The organism is Tissierella carlieri (genome assembly GCF_018917285.1).
Taxonomy (GTDB): domain Bacteria; phylum Bacillota; class Clostridia; order Tissierellales; family Tissierellaceae; genus Tissierella; species Tissierella carlieri.
In genome coordinates this window covers 34,932-52,232 of the sequence record NZ_JAHLOH010000028.1, presented here as the reverse complement: position 1 = coordinate 52,232, position 17,301 = coordinate 34,932, and the positions used below count along the sequence as shown (strand labels likewise).

Annotated in this window: 15 protein-coding genes and 1 other annotated feature; of the genes, 3 read left to right on the top strand and 12 right to left on the bottom strand. The window is 30.8% G+C overall.

The window, feature by feature from the left end; all coding sequences use genetic code 11:
• Positions 1–7: 7 nt before the first annotated feature.
• The 8 genes from KQI38_RS08795 to KQI38_RS08760 all read right to left on the bottom strand — a co-directional run bounded on the left by KQI38_RS08795 (position 8) and on the right by KQI38_RS08760 (position 9,853).
• The gene (locus tag KQI38_RS08795) at positions 8–1,456 is read right to left on the bottom strand and encodes a TrkH family potassium uptake protein (protein ID WP_216558294.1); all 1,449 of its coding nucleotides are present in this window, start codon (positions 1,454–1,456) and stop codon (positions 8–10) included.
• Entirely contained in the window at positions 1,422–2,813 is a 1,392-nt protein-coding gene (trkA, locus tag KQI38_RS08790) for a Trk system potassium transporter TrkA (protein WP_216558291.1), read from the bottom strand. The genes KQI38_RS08795 and trkA overlap by 35 nt, the downstream gene beginning before the upstream one ends.
• 130 nt (positions 2,814–2,943) lie before the next feature.
• A complete protein-coding gene (locus KQI38_RS08785; RefSeq protein WP_216558288.1) occupies positions 2,944–3,681 on the bottom strand; it encodes a hypothetical protein in 738 nt (245 codons plus the stop codon).
• On the bottom strand, positions 3,668–4,558 hold the full coding sequence (locus tag KQI38_RS08780) for an ATP-binding cassette domain-containing protein (protein WP_216558285.1): 891 nt from the start codon (positions 4,556–4,558) through the stop codon (positions 3,668–3,670). Before KQI38_RS08780 ends, KQI38_RS08785 begins: the two co-directional genes overlap by 14 nt.
• A 1-nt stretch (position 4,559) precedes the next feature.
• Positions 4,560–4,928 carry a GntR family transcriptional regulator gene (locus tag KQI38_RS08775; protein WP_216558277.1) on the bottom strand — a complete coding sequence of 123 codons (369 nt, stop codon included), beginning with the start codon at positions 4,926–4,928 and terminating at the stop codon, positions 4,560–4,562.
• Positions 4,929–5,187: 259 nt separating this feature from the next.
• Positions 5,188–6,636 carry a tryptophanase gene (locus KQI38_RS08770; protein WP_216558274.1) on the bottom strand — a complete coding sequence of 483 codons (1,449 nt, stop codon included), beginning with the start codon at positions 6,634–6,636 and terminating at the stop codon, positions 5,188–5,190.
• A 283-nt stretch (positions 6,637–6,919) separates the two neighbouring features.
• Positions 6,920–7,180 (bottom strand) — a binding site (T-box leader).
• A 52-nt stretch (positions 7,181–7,232) separates the two neighbouring features.
• Positions 7,233–8,552, bottom strand: a complete 1,320-nt coding sequence (locus KQI38_RS08765) for a glutathionylspermidine synthase family protein (RefSeq protein ID WP_216558271.1) — start codon at positions 8,550–8,552, stop codon at positions 7,233–7,235.
• A complete protein-coding gene (locus KQI38_RS08760; protein ID WP_216558268.1) occupies positions 8,549–9,853 on the bottom strand; it encodes a glutamate--cysteine ligase in 1,305 nt (434 codons plus the stop codon). The genes KQI38_RS08765 and KQI38_RS08760 overlap by 4 nt, the downstream gene beginning before the upstream one ends.
• Before the next feature lie 158 nt (positions 9,854–10,011).
• Here KQI38_RS08760 and KQI38_RS08755 point away from each other — a divergent pair, with 158 nt between their 5' ends.
• The gene (locus tag KQI38_RS08755; protein WP_216558265.1) at positions 10,012–10,989 is read left to right on the top strand and encodes a diaminopimelate dehydrogenase; all 978 of its coding nucleotides are present in this window, start codon (positions 10,012–10,014) and stop codon (positions 10,987–10,989) included.
• Between the two features lie 101 nt (positions 10,990–11,090).
• Here KQI38_RS08755 and KQI38_RS08750 read toward each other — a convergent pair whose 3' ends face one another.
• The 4 genes from KQI38_RS08750 to KQI38_RS08735 all read right to left on the bottom strand — a co-directional run bounded on the left by KQI38_RS08750 (position 11,091) and on the right by KQI38_RS08735 (position 13,599).
• The gene (locus KQI38_RS08750; RefSeq protein WP_216558262.1) at positions 11,091–11,342 is read right to left on the bottom strand and encodes a kinase to dihydroxyacetone kinase; all 252 of its coding nucleotides are present in this window, start codon (positions 11,340–11,342) and stop codon (positions 11,091–11,093) included.
• Between the two features lie 85 nt (positions 11,343–11,427).
• Positions 11,428–12,219: a J domain-containing protein gene (locus KQI38_RS08745; RefSeq protein WP_216558258.1), complete on the bottom strand. Its 792-nt coding sequence runs from the start codon at positions 12,217–12,219 to the stop codon at positions 11,428–11,430.
• Between the two features lie 34 nt (positions 12,220–12,253).
• Positions 12,254–12,646 (bottom strand): zinc-ribbon domain-containing protein, encoded by a 393-nt coding sequence (locus KQI38_RS08740; RefSeq protein WP_216558255.1) that lies wholly within the window; start codon positions 12,644–12,646, stop codon positions 12,254–12,256.
• 71 nt (positions 12,647–12,717) lie between these two features.
• Entirely contained in the window at positions 12,718–13,599 is an 882-nt protein-coding gene (locus KQI38_RS08735) for a LysR family transcriptional regulator (RefSeq protein ID WP_216558252.1), read from the bottom strand.
• A gap of 112 nt (positions 13,600–13,711) precedes the next feature.
• On the opposite strand from KQI38_RS08735, the gene KQI38_RS08730 reads away from it, so the two are divergent.
• Positions 13,712–14,902, top strand: a complete 1,191-nt coding sequence (locus tag KQI38_RS08730) for a coenzyme F420-0:L-glutamate ligase (protein WP_216558249.1) — start codon at positions 13,712–13,714, stop codon at positions 14,900–14,902.
• 182 nt (positions 14,903–15,084) lie between these two features.
• Complete coding sequence (locus tag KQI38_RS08725; RefSeq protein ID WP_216558246.1) at positions 15,085–17,175, top strand: methyl-accepting chemotaxis protein; 2,091 nt, start codon at positions 15,085–15,087, stop codon at positions 17,173–17,175.
• Positions 17,176–17,301: the final 126 nt, after the last annotated feature.

Genomic DNA, 17,301 nt, shown 5'->3' with positions numbered 1-17,301 from the left:
CAAACTTTTATATTTCTCTTCTCCAATTCTTTGGGGCAAATAATGCTATTATGGTAAATAGTTCAAGTCTACCTAAAAGCATTAGCAATGAGAAAAATGCTTTGCTTATTTGACTATATCCGTTAAATGTGCTAGTAGGCCCTACAACTCCCAATCCTGGACCAATATTACCTAAAGTTGCGGCCACTGAACTAGCGGCAGATTCTAAGTCTACACCTTCTAATGACACTAATATAGTAGATAGCACAAATATTATCATATACAATCCAGTGAAACTATTGATGCCTGCTATAGTCTCATTGGGTAAAATTTTATCATTAAGCTTAACTGGCTTAACCGCCCTAGGATGAAAGATTTTCAATATTTCCCTTTTAATTAATTTCAGTATAACTAATATTCTAATAACCTTCATGCCTCCAGCTGTAGAACCTGCACTTGCACCTATGAACATGAGAAGCAATAAAATTGCCTTACTAAAGGTTGGCCATATATCAAAGTTAGCAGTAGAATATCCAGTGGTTGTCATTATAGAGCCTACCTGAAAAAATGAATCTCTAAATGCTAATCCAATGCTAGAATATGTAGTTTTGAACAAATTAATTGCTATTACTGTTACTGATATAAAAACAATTGCGAAATAAAGCCTTAGTTCTTCATCCTTAAATACATCTTTTACTTTACCCTTAAATAGAGAATAATATAGAGAAAAATTCACACCCGATAGCACCATAAAGCTTCCTATTACAAGATGAATATAAGTACTATTATAGGCACCTACACTGGCATTTTTAGTGGCAAATCCACCTGTACCAACTGTTCCAAATGTATAAACTAGGGAATCAAATAAAGACATTCCCCCAAATTTCAATAATATAACTTGAATTATAGTAATGGTAAAATACGTTATATATAGTATTTTAGCCGTATCCTTTATCCTAGGTGCTATTTTCCCTGCAATAGGTCCTGGACTTTCTGCCTTAAATATTTGAAATGCCCCTATTCCAAGGGCTGGTAGTAATGATAAGGTGAAGACTAATATTCCCATGCCACCTATCCAATGTGTAAAGGAACGCCAAAATAATATTCCCATCGGCAATACCTCAACATCGGGTATTACTGTTGCACCGGTAGTTGTAAACCCAGATACTATCTCAAAAAGTGCATCAATATAGGTGGGAGTACTACCTGATATATATAATGGTAAGGCCCCTAATAAAGATATTGATATCCATCCTAATGATACAATTGCTAAGCCTTCCTTTGCATTTATATGTCTATCGCGGCTTCTATTTCTAGCTAGAGCAAAGCCAACCACCCCAGTTATTAAAATAGTTATTAAAAAAGCTAGCTTATCCGATTGATCTGTGTATAGAGATATAAGTAAAGATGGTGTCATGAGTATAGACTCTAGAATTAATATACTACCTAATACCTTTAGCACGATTCCATAATTCACTTAGTACCCCTCCCTTATTTGATTTGAAGAACATCTTTAAGGTAGGCAAATCCTCCGTTAGACAAAATACAACTATTCTATCATTGGCATGTATTATAGATTTACCATTAGGTATTATAACTTTTCCATTATGAACTATGGCACCAATTATTATTCCTTTAGGTAATTTTAATTCCTCTAAGGTCTTTCCAACTATAGGTAAATCCTTCCCTACAATTATTTCTGTAACTTCTCCGTCTCCACCTATCAATAGAGAAACTGATACTATCTTTCCACCACGGATATATTTTAGTATATTACTTGCTGCAATAACAGTAGGATTTAGAGCAGCATCTATTCCTAATCTATCAATTATCTTTGTATAGTTCTGTCTACTAATCTTTGAAATTGTCTTTGGAACTCCAGATTGTTTAGCCATAAGAGCCATGAGTAAATTTTCTTCATCATATCCTGTTACTCCTACAAAAGCACCCATTGAATTCAATCGTTCTTCCTCTAATAGATGTATATCTGTACCATCTCCATGTATAATGAGTACATCATTAAGTATCTCCGATAATTCTTGACATCTTTCCTTATCCTTTTCTACCAATGTAACTGATATATTTACCTTTGATAGCTTTTGAGCAAGATATAGTCCAATATTACTACCTCCAAGAATCATTACTCTCTCTATTTCCTTTTTAGTTATATCCTGAGTAAACTTGTTGTTTAAATTATTTATGTCATCATTTCTACCTATGACATGAATTGTATCATTTGCTAATAATTCTGTAGAGCCATCTGGAATTATTATATCTCCATCTCTAGATATGGCTGTAATCAATAATCTATCGAAATCTTCTAATTCCATTATTTTCTTACCTACAAATTCTTTCATATGCTCAATATTAAAATCAATCATTTGGACCTTTCCACTAGCAAAATCCCCTGAATAAAAGTTATAGTTCTTTAATAAATATTTTTCAATTGCTTGGGCTGTTGATAAATCAGGGTTTACTATATGATCGATTCCCATTTCAGCTTTTATAAAATCTAGTTGCTGCATATACTCAGGATTTCTAATACGAGCTATAGTCTTTTCACACCTTAGTTTTTTTGCTAAGGAACAGACAAGAGTATTTGTTTCATCACTATCAGTTGATGCAACTAATAGATTATATTGATTTATACTTAATTCTCTAAGAATATTTATATCTATTCCATTTGCCAGTACAGTTAAGACATCTAAATGTTCGTTTATAAAGTCTATTACTTTTGGGTTATTGTCTACTACCGTCACATCTATATCTTCTAACACCATAGATTCTGCCAGTTTATATCCTAACTTACCAGCACCTACTATCATTACTTTCATTTTCGTCACCTCATATTTAATATACCAAATAGCTTTGTAGAATAATAGGGGGATTTTATAGAAATAAATAACAAAACAAAGCTAAAAGACTATTCTTTAGCTTTGTTTTACAAATTGCATATCTTCTTATCTATTTTCTAATATTAGCTTTTCTTATAATGAAATATCCTAGAGTATAGCAGACTATAGCTATGACGAATGTTAAAAAAATTGCAGTGGAGCTATTAAATCTCGACCATATCCATTGGTACATATCCGAAAACCCTAATATTTTTTTTGCAGAGAAGTTACCCAATATTTGAAGAGTAATGGCTGTTATACCAAATCCTATCCAAAATTTATATCCAAATCTATATTGTAAAACCCCTATCAAATTAGTAATTGAAACAAATGTCAGAAAAAGTAAAGATAAAGTTAAAACTATAAATAATATATTATCAGTTGCCGTATTAAATATACCAAATTCCACCATTGGCTTATATCCTAAGGATGCAACAAAATATTTATCAATAATTTGTAGGATAACTTGAATAGCTGCAAAACTTAATGTTACTATAATATTATTGACTATAACGGATTTATAAAAATCTTTTCTTGTGAATCCAAAGCTAAGAGCTAATGCAAAATCTTCATGATACATAACGATACCATAAACAATGAAGAATATGAATATAGGCATTATATTTCCTCCAACAATGGAAAATATATCATCCTTGCTGCTAAATAACCCTATTTTTATCTTCGAATTAAAATTTACCATTAATATATAGGTTAATATATTAATTGTCAATATGACACTCCAAAATCCCAGTATTGATTTTTTTAATCCATGATTTTGAAATTTAAAAATCCTTTTAGTTGCGCCCATTAGAATACTCTCCCTTCATAATATTTTCAGTAAGATATATAAATAGCTTTTGAAGTGGTATATTACTTATTTCAATATTATTATCTTTTATATATTTGATTTCTTTTTCTGTTAAATTACCATATATACCTACTATTTTAGTAGAGCCAAACTCTTCTCTGTGAATTACTTTCTTATCCTTTATGATTGAATTAATTAAATCTTCACGACCAGATAAGAAATATGACCTTTCTTTAAGTGCATTTACTTCATCCTTTAGCGTAATTCTCTCATCATTAATGATAATTACTTCTTCAAATAGATTAGCTACTTCATCTATTAGATGAGTGGATACTATTATTGTTCTAGGGTTTTTTTCATAGTCTTCAAGAAGTAAATTATAGAATTTATATCTCATTGCTGCATCAAGTCCTAAAGTAGGTTCATCAAACATAGTAAGTCTTGATCTTGAAGCAAGGCCTATGACTAATCCTACAATGGTTTGATTTCCAGTTGATAACTTTAATAATTTTTTCTTAGTATTTAAATTAAATTCCTTTACTAAATAGTCCTTATATTCTTCATCCCAGTTTTTGTATATAATTTTTGCTAGAGTCAATATATCCTTTACTTTTCTTTCTTTAACAGAGTTTGGGAAATCCTTTACCAAACAAATATCTTCCATTGCTTTTGAATTTTCAAAAACATCCTCATTGTCTAATTTGATTTCTCCAGCACTTCTCAATATTTGACTAGATATTAAATTTAGTAATGTAGTTTTTCCTGCTCCATTTCTTCCCAGCAATCCATAGATTTTATTTTCTTCAATATTCAAGTTAATATCTGTTAACACTTTATTTTTTCCATATGACTTGTTTAAGTTTTTTATTTCAAGCATTCTATTCCCCTCCCCTAAATTCTTCAATAAACTTTATAATTTCTTCTGTGGTTATTTCCAGCCTATTAGCTTCTATCATTATCTCAGGTAATATTTCTTTAAAAAACGAAGATTGTCTTTTTTTAATTATCTTTTTTCTTGCTCCTTCTGCTACAAACATGCCAATACCTCTTTTCTTATAAAGAATACCTTCTTCTACCAGAATATTTAGTCCCTTACCAGCTGTGGCTGGATTTATCTGATATATCTTTGCAAATTGATTTGTAGAAGGTGCTTGTTCTTCTTCTTTTAAATTCCCTAATAGAATATCATTTTCAATTATCTCGGCTATCTGCACATAAATTGATTTATCCGTACTTAAGTCTAACAAATTACCACCTCCTTGGGTTTATTGGTTAGTTAGTTATGTAACTAAGTATATAGGTTCTTTTATTCTTTGTCAATAGATTCTCATAAATAATTTCAAAAAATTAAAGGAACGAAGATACTAAATATCTTCGTTCACTCTTTATATGCTAGTTTATTTTTAACTCAATTATAAAATCATATCTAGTAATCTAAATATCCAATTTCCAGCTAAAATAAAGTCTTTATGATAGTCTTAAGCACAAAATAATAATAGGAGACTTCTACAAACTATCTGGGAAGTCCTGTCTAAATTTTTCTACTAATTTTTCTTGCCAATCTGATGTGGCTTCTAATCTACCAAAGAAAAACCTAAGATTCTTTGGTTCCTCAACAAACTTTAGTCCTCCTATTAAATGACGATTCTTATGAAGCCAAGTAATCCTATCTATGGCATATTTAACTTGAGATAAAGTAAATACTCTACGAGGCATTGCAAGTCTTAGTAATTCCATGTTAGAGACGACCTCATTACCATCTTCATCTCTTTGCTCAGACATAGTTCCACGCTCCATACCACGTACACCACTGGCTATATATAATGCAGCACCTAAGGCTCCCGCTGGGTATTCCTCTTGAGGTATATGAGATACAAATTGCATTGCATCTATATGACAGCCTAGGCCCCCTGCTGGTGTAACAACTGGAATACCATTCTTAATTAGTTCGTCAGTCATAAATGAAATGAAATCAGGTCCTTGATTAATAACGTTTTCATCCATAGTTTCATCAAGACCTACTGTTAATGCTTCCATCTCCCTGACAGACATGCCTCCATATGTTAGAAATCCTTCATATAGAGTTATTAATTCCCTCATTTTCATGTATAGCTCTTTATTGTTGGTACATATTCCTCCGCCTCTTGCAAATCCTAGCTTACGAGCTGAGAAATAAATTATATCACATAAAGATGATAATGCTAAAGTAATCTCTCTAATACTCATTGATTTACATCTTTCTTCTCTTTCCTTAATAAAATGTAAATTATCTGCTAATAGGCTGGCATCTAATATTAATAATATTCCATATTTATTACATACTTCCTTTACTTCTTCTAAATTTTCAAGGGAAAATGGCTGACCACCTATTAAATTTGTTCCAGCCTCCATACGAACAAAGGCAATTTTTTCTGAACCATGCTCCTCTATTATAGACTTTAATTTATCTATATCCATATTACCTTTGAAGGGATGGTCATTGTTTACTTCTATGCCTTTATCTATGATAATCTCTTCAACGCTTCCTCCGTTAAGAATGATATGAGCCTTAGTAGTTGTAAAATGATAGTTCATTGGAACAATAAAGCCAGATGTAACAAAAGATTGTGCAAGGATATTTTCACATGCCCTTCCTTGGTGAGTTGGCAAGAAGAATTCTGTCCCAAATATTTCTCGTATTTTTTCTTCAAGTCTTACAAATGTTTCACTACCAGCGTAACTATCATCTGCAACCAGCATAGCTGCCTGTTGTCTATCACTCATAGCATTTACTCCACTATCTGTCAACATATCCATAAATACATCCCTATTATTTAAAAGGAATGTATTATTTCCAGCTGCTTTCATACATTCCAATCTTTTTTCAACTGGTAGTAACTCTAATTTTTGAACTATACGCACTTTATGCATCTCAAGGGGAATTTGTTCTCCATTAAAAAATCTAATTTTTGACATAATTATTAAACCTCCATTTTGATTAAATTTTGTATTTGAGTTTTGTTTTTTTAATTAAATAATAATAGTCAGAATCCAATTTAATCATCCCCTTTATCATAAAAAGCTTATTAGTAGCAGCTTTTCTTTGCCACTGCATAAGCGACTTGCACTAAATCAAAGATTTCGGCAATCTGCTTAGAACTCATCGAGGTCAAGTTTCTAATCTAAAAAAGATAAAAGCAGAGCTTCCCTATTCGTTATAAACTTAGAAATAAAAAACCCGTCCTCTGTATAAAAATACACAAAGGACGGGTAATTTCCCGTGTTACCACCTTAGTTCACCGATATCTCACGATATCAATCTTATCAAGTACCGACATAAATGTGAGTACCCTAGCACTATAACGGGTGCAGATTGCCGACTGAACCTAATAGGTGTAGTACCTTTCAGCAAGTAGCTCTTAAGATGTATTCGGAATAATATCCCTTGCACCTCTCACCAACCGGTAACTCTCTCTAAGGGATTTTTTTACTCTTACTAGTTCTTAGTCAAAGCTTTTTAATATTTTTATTATTATACTACTACTTTAAAGTGATGTCAAATGTTTTCTAATTTATTTTACTAAAATATTTGGTAAAGTATAATAATCAGTTACACCTGATATTATATTATTTTTCCCTATTCTAGTATAAATTCCTGCAAATTTCTCTTTATACATAAAGAGACCAACTATAGATCTAAATTCTTCTATTTTTAATTCATAATCTCCAAATACAACATGTTCCCTTGTAAAGGGTTCAAAGAATTCTTGATAAAGATAATCCTTATCAAAGGATTCATCTAATCTTTTCTTCCACTCACCTTGGGATAAATCTCTTCCTGCATACACTCCTCTTGAAGCATTTAAATCTAAGGGTTTCATAATATATCTATCCTTGTCATTTAATACTCTATTATATACTTCTTTTTCTCCTTTAAATAATCCCGTAACTGGTATATGTCTTTTTACAAAATTTCTTTCATCTTCTGATAAAAATTCTAAAGTATCCTCATCATGCAATATCTTAAATATTATCTTGTTATGAATTATTTGGGATTTAATAGAGCCTATACAGCAAAATGCTTTGTTTTTATATGCTTCTATAAAGTCCGGTACCTCATGAGCCTTTTCTATTAATTCAAAGGTAACTATTCTCCTATATACTAAATCTATCTTAAAATCTTCAAAGTATAGATGTCCATTTCTATATTTTAAATCTCTAGGGTCTGCTATTATGGTATTATATCCTTTCTTAATAAAGGCACTTTTAAATACTTCAAATTCTTTAGATGTTCCCGATTCAGTGAAATCTACGATTGCAACATTTGGTTTTTCAATTTCACTATTCCATTTTCTAAATATGCTAATGCTGTCATCAACCCATCTATTTATTAATTCAAATAAGGATAAGCTATGTTTCTGTGAAAAATCCTGCAATCCTTTTGTTTGGAGCAATATATTTCCTATGGTATTATCTTCATTCATAGCTGAAGAACCATCTGTATTCAATTCACAAAACTTAAAATTATCCTTATTATCATAAAAAAGGTCAAACCTTCCTATAGGAACATTTATATCATAGCCGTTATCTACAAGAATTAATTCTTCTAAAAGTGGACTATATTCAAATTTTTTTCTAAACTCTTTTGAATCTAAATATCTTTGTGTCACTTTATTTGTTATAGATATTAAAGTATCACCAATTTTTCTAAAGTTTTCTACGTCTTCCTCTGTATAAAACATTGGATGATAAAGAAAAGGTACTGGTTTCCCCTTATATATTGCAGTAGAATTCGCAACCTTTTCCTTAGCTATTTTGTAATCAGCAATATATCCTTCTGGATCAGATTTAATTAAATTTATATATTCTTTATTTATTTCCTTCCAGTTCATCTTTTCACCTCAACTAAATTATTTAACAAACACCAATTTAAAGACTCTTTTTTTCCAGTTTCAGCCTTTTCTCTAGTGATTTCATAAGGATTTTTGCCTTCATTTACAATTTTCTCAAGAGGCAGGATATATTTAACCTCATCTGAATCTAGTCCTTCTTTTGCTAATTGTACTATCCATTTACCTATTTCAAGAACTGTTCTATCCTTTAGCTTACCATTCAATCCATTCTCTATAATATCTTCCTTGGCTTTCTTTATATCTTCTAAGGTTATATCTTTAATATAATCATATATTTTGTCTAAATTCTCTTCATTATAAAATATTCCCTTTAGTAAAGCTACTGCACCAAAATTCAAGGGGTATGGAACTGAATCCATCATTCTTATTTCAATATATTTCTTAGTTCTTACATCTGGGAAAAACATTGTTAATAAATGTTCTAGTTCTTTTTCATCATAATCTTCAGGATTAAATATATCTTTAACTTTCTTTTCTCCTGTTGGAATTACATCCTTACCTTTAAATATAAATATTGGCGGTCTATTGAGTATATATTCAGCATACCTTTTATAGCTGAAATCATCTTCTAATGCATTATCAACTATACCTGACCTATCATCATCGCAATTGTTCCATATATGAGTCCTTAAATTATATTTATTCCATCGTTCTCCTTCAAAGTAAAATCCATTATCAAATAATCCATATAATACTGGTGATAGAGCATTTGCTATTCTAAACTTTCTTTTATAATCCTCTTCAGATTTATAATCCAATGATACTTGTAGTGCCGCAGTTCCCTTCATCATATTATGAGCATGCTTACCTTTGGTTTTAAAGTAATTAAACATAAGATCATATCTTTTCTTAGGTAAAAGTTTTATCTCTTCTATTTTAGTATTTGGATGATATGCTGTGGTAATTAGTCCTTGGTTCTTTCTATCAAGTACTGGGATTATCTCTTCTAAGAATTCCAAATATTCCCTTTCAATATCCTCTATGTTCTTTTTAGCATTTATACTTAACTCTAACTGACTACCTGGTTCAAGAGTTATTGTCTTATTGTCTTTGCTTAATTCAAGAATATATTCCCCTTCGTATTTACCTTCCCATCCATTTTTCTCTAATTCACTTAGGGTTTCTCCTACTCCATTTTCACCATAATAGGAGACGGTTTTTAAGCTATCCTTATCTACTACAAAATGTTCAAATTCAATTCCTATCTTAAAGTCTTCAGTTTCTTTTTCACTATTTCTGAAATAGTTAGATATTTCCTCTATCTGTCTATTATAATTCATATATTTCTCTCCCTTTAGGTTTATGTATTTCATAATCTAAATATTGATACCCAATTATTACAATTTTAATAATATTAAGTTAGTTATAGAATAATATTATATTATGCATTTGTAAATGATATAATCTTAATACTATATTTTATTTATGGAGGCGTGTTATGAATAACAAGATAAAAATTGGAATAGTAGGATACGGAAATCTAGGTCAGGGAGCTGAACTAGCTATAAATCAAAATCCAGATATGGAACTTATTGCTATATTTACTAGAAGGGAACCTAATTCATTAGACACAGAATCTAAGGTAGAAAACATCTCTAATATATTAGATTATAAGGATAAAATCAATGTAATGATACTATGCGGAGGCTCCGCAAAGGATTTAGATGAACAAGGACCTATGGTAGCAGAATACTTTAACACAGTAGATAGTTTTGACAACCATGGAAGAATTCCTGAATACTTTGATAAAATCAATGGTGTATCATCTAAATCAAAAAACTTAAGTCTTATATCTATTGGCTGGGACCCAGGGCTCTTTTCACTTAATAGACTGTTAGGTCAGTGTGTATTACCTAATGGCAGAGATTATACCTTTTGGGGCAATGGAGTGAGTCAAGGTCATTCAGATGCCATAAGAAGAATTAAAGGTGTAAAAAATGGAGTACAATATACTGTACCCGTCAAAGAAGTTCTAGATAAGGTCAGAAATTGTGAAGATATAAATGTTCCTCCCTGTGAAAGGCACAAAAGAATTTGTTACGTAGTATGCGAGGATAATGAGGATTTAAATAGAATAGAAAACGAAATAAGAATTATGCCTAATTATTTTGCAGGATATGATACCTCTATATCTTTCATATCTGAAGAAGAGCTAAAGATAAACCATAGTAAAATGCCTCATGGAGGATTTGTCATTCGAACTGGTAATACTGGACTTGATACTAAGCAAAAAATGGAATTTAATTTAACTCTTGAAAGTAATCCAGAATTTACCTCATCAGTTTTAGTCGCCTATGCTAGAGCAGTCCATAGAATGGCATGTGAAGGCAAAACCGGTGCTATAACTATATTTGATGTTCCCCTAGGATACTTATCACCTAAGACAGGTGAAGAATTGAGAAAGGAATTACTATAGAAATCCCATATGCATGCTTATATAAAAATATTTTAAGGGCATCATCCCTTCGAAGGGATGATGCCCTTGGTTTTCATTATATTTCTAATCTAACTATAAATTTAACCCTGCAATCCATTTTCTTGACGTTCCATATTCTCTACAACTACGTCAAATATATCTCCTAGGGAAGCACAATATTCTAACACCTTCCATGGAGTGGCTGTATGGAAATGAATCTTTATTAAATCTTTATCGCCTACAGCAAGGAGACAATCGCCTTCAATATTCTTTGTAATATATTCATTTATTGCATCTTCTGAAAGATCATGACCTGCAATTAACAACTGGGTATCAAATTTGTATTTAAGCATAATTTACTCTCCTTTTTTATATTTTGTAAATTTTTGTTTCAAAAATATATTTATTAACTTTCACTTTGATGAACAGGAGATTTTACTATCTGATACTTTTATATCTTTCTATATTATCATCACTCAAAAACTCATATGCATTGTTTATTTGTTGAAACATTGTTGTTGCATCTGGGGATTTGTTTAAATCCGGATGATACTCCTTTGCTTTTTTTCTATATGCTAATTTTATTTGATATTTATCTGAGTCGTATCCAACACCTAGTAAATCACAACTCTTTTCGTATTTACTTTTAAACTCAATATTTGGATTTACATAGTTATTTCCATAACCTGCATTTTGATAGTTTCCACCGTAGCCCCCATATCCACCATAATTACTTCCTCTTTGAGAATTTTGGTACTCACTCCATTGTCTGAATCTTTCTTCCCATTGTCTCTGCTCTTCCTCCTGTCGTCGTTGCTGCTCTTTTCTTCTTTTTTCTTCTTCCATCCTCTTGTATTTATTTCCATATTCATTAAATGAGCCAAATTCAGCTTTTCGTCCATTTATCAAATTATCAGCATGATCAAATAGAAACTCAGTTATCATATACCTTATATATTTTAAATAGGATACAAACTTTGTTCCTAATATTGGAAATATAACTAGAAATAGTATAGTAAAAAATGTCATGGGATTAAGTAATAGTGCTGGCCCTAATACCATAATCAATAGACAGCCACCCATTGATATAAGAGCAAGAAATCCTCTCCCAATATTTATTACAAGCCCTACTATAAATTCTACAATACCAATAAAAACATCAAATATTACAGAAGTAACACTAGCAATACCATATAAAGTTTTACCCCATATCTTGTTAAATATATTCATTTAGCGCCCTGCTCCTCTTTATTAAATTAATCCTTTATGTTCTTTTTTCAAATTTTTCCTTGCATTTTGGACAAGTAACAACTAACTTTCCTTTTCCCTTTGGAAGTCTTAACCTTGAATTACAATTCGGGCATTTAAGATATTTATGAGTTTTCCTGTCTTTAAAACGACTCTCAATATTTTTAAACCGGGAATAAACAGGACTCATAAAAATTGCAAACTTATAATTTTCCATTCTACGCTTAGAAACATTCTTTGAAAACATTCTAAAAATACTTATGCCCAAAGGTACATAACCAATAAATGAAATTAAAGGAATATTAGCTAATCTACCAGATAAAGTCAATAACAAAGACAGTAGTATTAATACGATTGAAAGCTGATCTCCACCATATCTTCCATTCATAAGCTTATTTAACCAATTCATATGCATTTCTCCTAGTTTATATTTTGTTAATATTTTACTATTAATAGAATAACTTTGCAACATATCTAGACTTATTTCACTAAATACTCTACAAATTTTTCTGATGAAGGGGATAGAGAAACTCCTTTTAACGAACAAATTCCAATACCCCTTTTAGGAATATCTTCTAAAAGATTAACCTCATAGAGACACCCTCCATATAGATAATCCTCTGAAAATTCTCTAACTACACAAGCCAGTCCTAATCCTATTTTAGCAAATTCTAGAAGTAAATCATGAGAACCTAGTTCAATTTCTGGAATTACTTTTATTCCCTTAGAAAGTAGATAGCCTTCTACATACTGTCTTGACCTTGATCTGTTGTCTAAAAATATTAGCGGGTAGTTTAATAGCTCTTCATAAGTAATAGTCTTTGAAATCATATCCTTATATTTCTCACCAAATACAAAAATATCCTGTATATCCTTACACTTTCTTATATCTAACGAGTTATCCTTTACTGGTAGATTACATATTCCAATATCTATTTCACCTGATTTTATCAAATTACAAAGTTCTTCTGTAGTACGGTTAATTATTTTCAACTTAATATTAGGATATGATTTATGAAACTTTTCTAGATATGGCAATAAATAATATCTAGAAATTGTATCACTAACTCCAATTTTTAGCTCTCCCTCTTTTAAATCTCTAGACTCCTTTATCTTTTTTTCACCTGTATCTAATAAACTAATTGCAGAATTAGTATATTCAAACAGCATTTTCCCCTCATTTGTGAGTATTACTCCTCTCGGTGTACGGGTAAAAAGTCTAATTTTCAGTTCATCTTCTAGTTGCATTATAGCTTGACTTACGGCAGGCTGCGTCATGTATAATTCCTTAGCAGCCTTGGAAAAACTTTGACATCTAGCTACCTTATCAAATATCTTATAAAGTTCTAACCTAATAGACATATAACCACTCCTTATACCTATTATACTATATATCTATTTTACTTATACCATAATATATTATATATTAAAAGTGTAAGATATCCAATAAGATGATATTAAAGGAGCGATGTAAATGGAAAGAGTAGTAGGAACCGTTGTTAGAGGTTTAAGAGCCCCTATTATTAAAGAAGGTGACAGCATTGCAGATATGGTAGTTGATTGTGTTATAAAGGCTTCTGAAGTTGAAGGTTTTACAGTCCATGATAGAGATATAATTACCATAACAGAATCTATAGTTGCCCGCGCTCAAGGTAATTATGCTAATGTGGATACTATTGCTAAGGATGTTAAAGAAAAATTTGGTGATGAAACCATTGGTCTAGTATTTCCAATCTTAAGTCGTAACCGTTTTGCCATTATATTAAGAGGTCTTGCTAAGGGAGCAAAAAAGATAGTTTTAATGTTAAGTTATCCTTCCGATGAAGTAGGTAACCACTTAGTAGATATGGATGTACTTGATATAAAGGGAGTAAATCCTTGGACAGATGTATTAAGTGAAAAAGAATTCAGAGAATACTTTGGATATACTTTACACCCCTTTACCGGTGTAGATTATATCGAATATTATAAGTCGATAATAGCCGAATATGGTGTTGACTGCGAAATAATATTTTCAAATAATCCAAAAACTATTTTAGATTATACAAAAAATGTAATTGCATGTGATATCCATACTAGATTTAGAACAAAGAGATTATTAAAAGAAAATGGCGGAGAAAAAATCTATGGCCTTGATGATATTCTTAACTATTCCATAGATGGTAGTGGATATAATGAAAAATATGGTTTACTTGGCTCAAATAAATCAACAGAGGATAAAATAAAATTATTTCCTAGAAATTGTCAACCAATTGTAGATAATATTCAAGAGTTGATTAAAGAAAAAACAGGTAAAACCGTTGAAGTTATGGTCTATGGAGATGGTGCTTTTAAAGATCCTGTAGGTAAGATTTGGGAATTGGCTGATCCTGTAGTTTCTCCTGGATATACATCAGGTCTAGAAGGGACTCCTTCAGAAGTAAAACTAAAATACTTAGCTGATAATGATTTTGCTGACTTAAGAGGAGAAGAGTTAAAGAAGGCTATCTCTAAATATATTGAAAACAAAGAATCCTCTCTTGTTGGAAATATGGCATCTCAAGGAACTACTCCTAGAAGACTTACTGATTTAATAGGTTCTCTTTCAGACTTAACTTCTGGTAGCGGAGATAAGGGGACACCTATAATTTATATTCAAGGATATTTTGATAATTATATAAAATAGCTTAAAAAATACTAGTCTAAATAGACTAGTATTTTTTATATATCCCTATCTACTCCTTATCTACTAAAATTTACATAGACTTAATATTACCCTGGTAAAAATTAACATGGTTTTAACATCCTGGTGTTAAAATTAATCTATAAAATAATTGTTAATATAGTCATACTAAGGAGATGATATAGTTGAAAGCCCCTAACCTGATAAAATCTATATTTGAAAACATGAATAGTTGGTTTAATAAACTATTTAGATTTAGGAGTATAGGTACCGCGTTATTACTTACAGTTATATTAATTATTGTATTATTATCTGGAACAGTTAGTTTGACTGCTTACATAATTGCAAAGGATTCACTCATAAATACATCGAAAGAATTACTCTTTAATAAGGCTCATGATTCTGGCCTTATAGTAGATGAGAGAATCAAAAATTATTTAATTTCAATCAGCTCCTTAGGTTCCTTAGAACTCCTAAGTAATATAGATAATTCATGGGAAGAAAAACTAGATTATCTTCAGATGGAAAAAAAGAGACTTAATTTATCAAATATTGGTATAGCTACTACTGATGGTTATCTTAGGATGGACAATAATAATGTAATAGATATTAGTGATCTTTGGTTTTTTAAACAAGCTAATCTAGGCCTACCATCTTTCTCTGCACCTTTCTATAGAGAAGAATCTGGACAAGTAGATATAGCTATGGCTGCCCCCTTAAAACATGATAGGAAAGTAATAGGAGTAATCGTAGCATATAAAGATGCAGAGGAATTCTATGAAATCGCTCAGGATATTCATATTGGTGAAACGGGTTATGCTTATATAATAGACGAAAATATAGATATTATATCTCATCCAACTTTAGCTATAAATAGAGAAAATGAATCTACTAAGATAAATTTCAGAGACTTAATTGGCAAAGTTGATAGAGGCTCAGAAAAACAAATAAATAATATACTACAAGAAATTAAGGAGAAAAATGTTGGAATAGATTGGTATGAACAAAATGGTGAGAAAGTATATATAGGTTATGCTCCAGTTCCATCGAAAGGCTGGACTGTCTTAGTTCATATTACTGAAAAGGAAATTCTCTCTGGGCTAAATAGATTAAATACTTCTCTGCCTGCCATAGTTATATTAGCACTTATATTTGGTATAGTATTGTCATATTTTATATCTAAAAACCTATCTAAGAGAATAGTCAATATCAGCAATCAAACTACAAGTTTGGCTGAATTAGACCTAAGTTTTTCCATAGATAAAAAGGTTATAAACAGGAAAGATGAGATTGGTATAATGGCTAAATCAATCCAGTCGGTAATAAATAGTATCAAATCCTTTGCCCATGAGATTCAGGTTTCATCTTATTCATTATCTTCTTCATCTATTAAATTGGCTGCTATCACACAGGAATCATATGCATCATCAAATTCAGTTGCTGAGGCAGCAAATAATATAACTTCTAAGGCTAATATTCAATTACATGAAATAATTGATGTATCTAATGAAATGAAGAATGTAAACCATGGTTTTAATTTTGTATTGAAACAAATAAAAGATGTGGAGAATCTTAGTAAGAAATCTCATTCTAATGCAAATAAAGGTAAAGCATCAATTGAGGAAGTCATTGTTCAAATGGCAAATATTAAGGATAGCTCACAAAAAGTAAGGCACTCCCTAGAAAATATTAATATTAGTTCTAGAGAAATGGATGAGATACTTTTAGTTATAGAAGAAGTCGCAGAGAAAACTAATTTACTAGCATTAAATGCAGCAATAGAAGCAGCTCGAGCTGGTGAATATGGAAGAGGCTTCGCTGTTGTAGCTGAAGAAATTCGACTTCTAGCAGATCAAACAAAGTACTCTACTAATCAAATCAATAAATTAATTAAGGATAATCAAGATATAATTCATTTTGCAAACCAGAACATGGAGTATAGTGATTGTGAAATTAATAAAGGTATTACTAAAGTAAATGAAACTAAAATAGTTTTTGATCAAATAGCGACTACAATTGATAGTGTAGTTGAAGAAATTAATGAAAGTACTATAGCCATAGCCAGTGTTGAAGATAACCTTCATAACGCTATGAATTCCATGATTAGGGCAGAAACAATTGCCAATGAAGTTACTATGGAGATTAACAGTGTTTCAACAGCTACAGAAGAACAGATGTCTTCAATGGGAGAAATAACAAGTTCAACTGATTCCTTAGCAGAGCTAGCAGAAAGTCTAAAAAATCTAGCTAATAAGATAAAATTAGCAGATAATTAAAGATAGAAATGCTTCAAAGAAGGTAGCAGCTCTGTTTCATCTAATCTCTCCTGACATTTTTACATTATATATAACAAAACTCTTTACGTTTAATATTAAACATAAAGAGTTTTTCTTATACAACAT

Coding starts and splice junctions, on each gene's coding strand:
- KQI38_RS08730 (WP_216558249.1), top strand. CDS start 13,712: ATGGAAAGAGTAGTAGGAACCGTTGTTAGAGGTTTAAGAGCCCCTATT.
- KQI38_RS08755 (WP_216558265.1), top strand. CDS start 10,012: ATGAATAACAAGATAAAAATTGGAATAGTAGGATACGGAAATCTAGGT.
- KQI38_RS08750 (WP_216558262.1), bottom strand. CDS start 11,342: ATGCTTAAATACAAATTTGATACCCAGTTGTTAATTGCAGGTCATGAT.
- KQI38_RS08760 (WP_216558268.1), bottom strand. CDS start 9,853: ATGAATTATAATAGACAGATAGAGGAAATATCTAACTATTTCAGAAAT.
- KQI38_RS08770 (WP_216558274.1), bottom strand. CDS start 6,636: ATGTCAAAAATTAGATTTTTTAATGGAGAACAAATTCCCCTTGAGATG.
- KQI38_RS08765 (WP_216558271.1), bottom strand. CDS start 8,552: ATGAACTGGAAGGAAATAAATAAAGAATATATAAATTTAATTAAATCT.
- trkA (WP_216558291.1), bottom strand. CDS start 2,813: ATGAAAGTAATGATAGTAGGTGCTGGTAAGTTAGGATATAAACTGGCA.
- KQI38_RS08745 (WP_216558258.1), bottom strand. CDS start 12,219: ATGAATATATTTAACAAGATATGGGGTAAAACTTTATATGGTATTGCT.
- KQI38_RS08740 (WP_216558255.1), bottom strand. CDS start 12,646: ATGAATTGGTTAAATAAGCTTATGAATGGAAGATATGGTGGAGATCAG.
- KQI38_RS08780 (WP_216558285.1), bottom strand. CDS start 4,558: ATGCTTGAAATAAAAAACTTAAACAAGTCATATGGAAAAAATAAAGTG.
- KQI38_RS08785 (WP_216558288.1), bottom strand. CDS start 3,681: ATGGGCGCAACTAAAAGGATTTTTAAATTTCAAAATCATGGATTAAAA.
- KQI38_RS08735 (WP_216558252.1), bottom strand. CDS start 13,599: ATGTCTATTAGGTTAGAACTTTATAAGATATTTGATAAGGTAGCTAGA.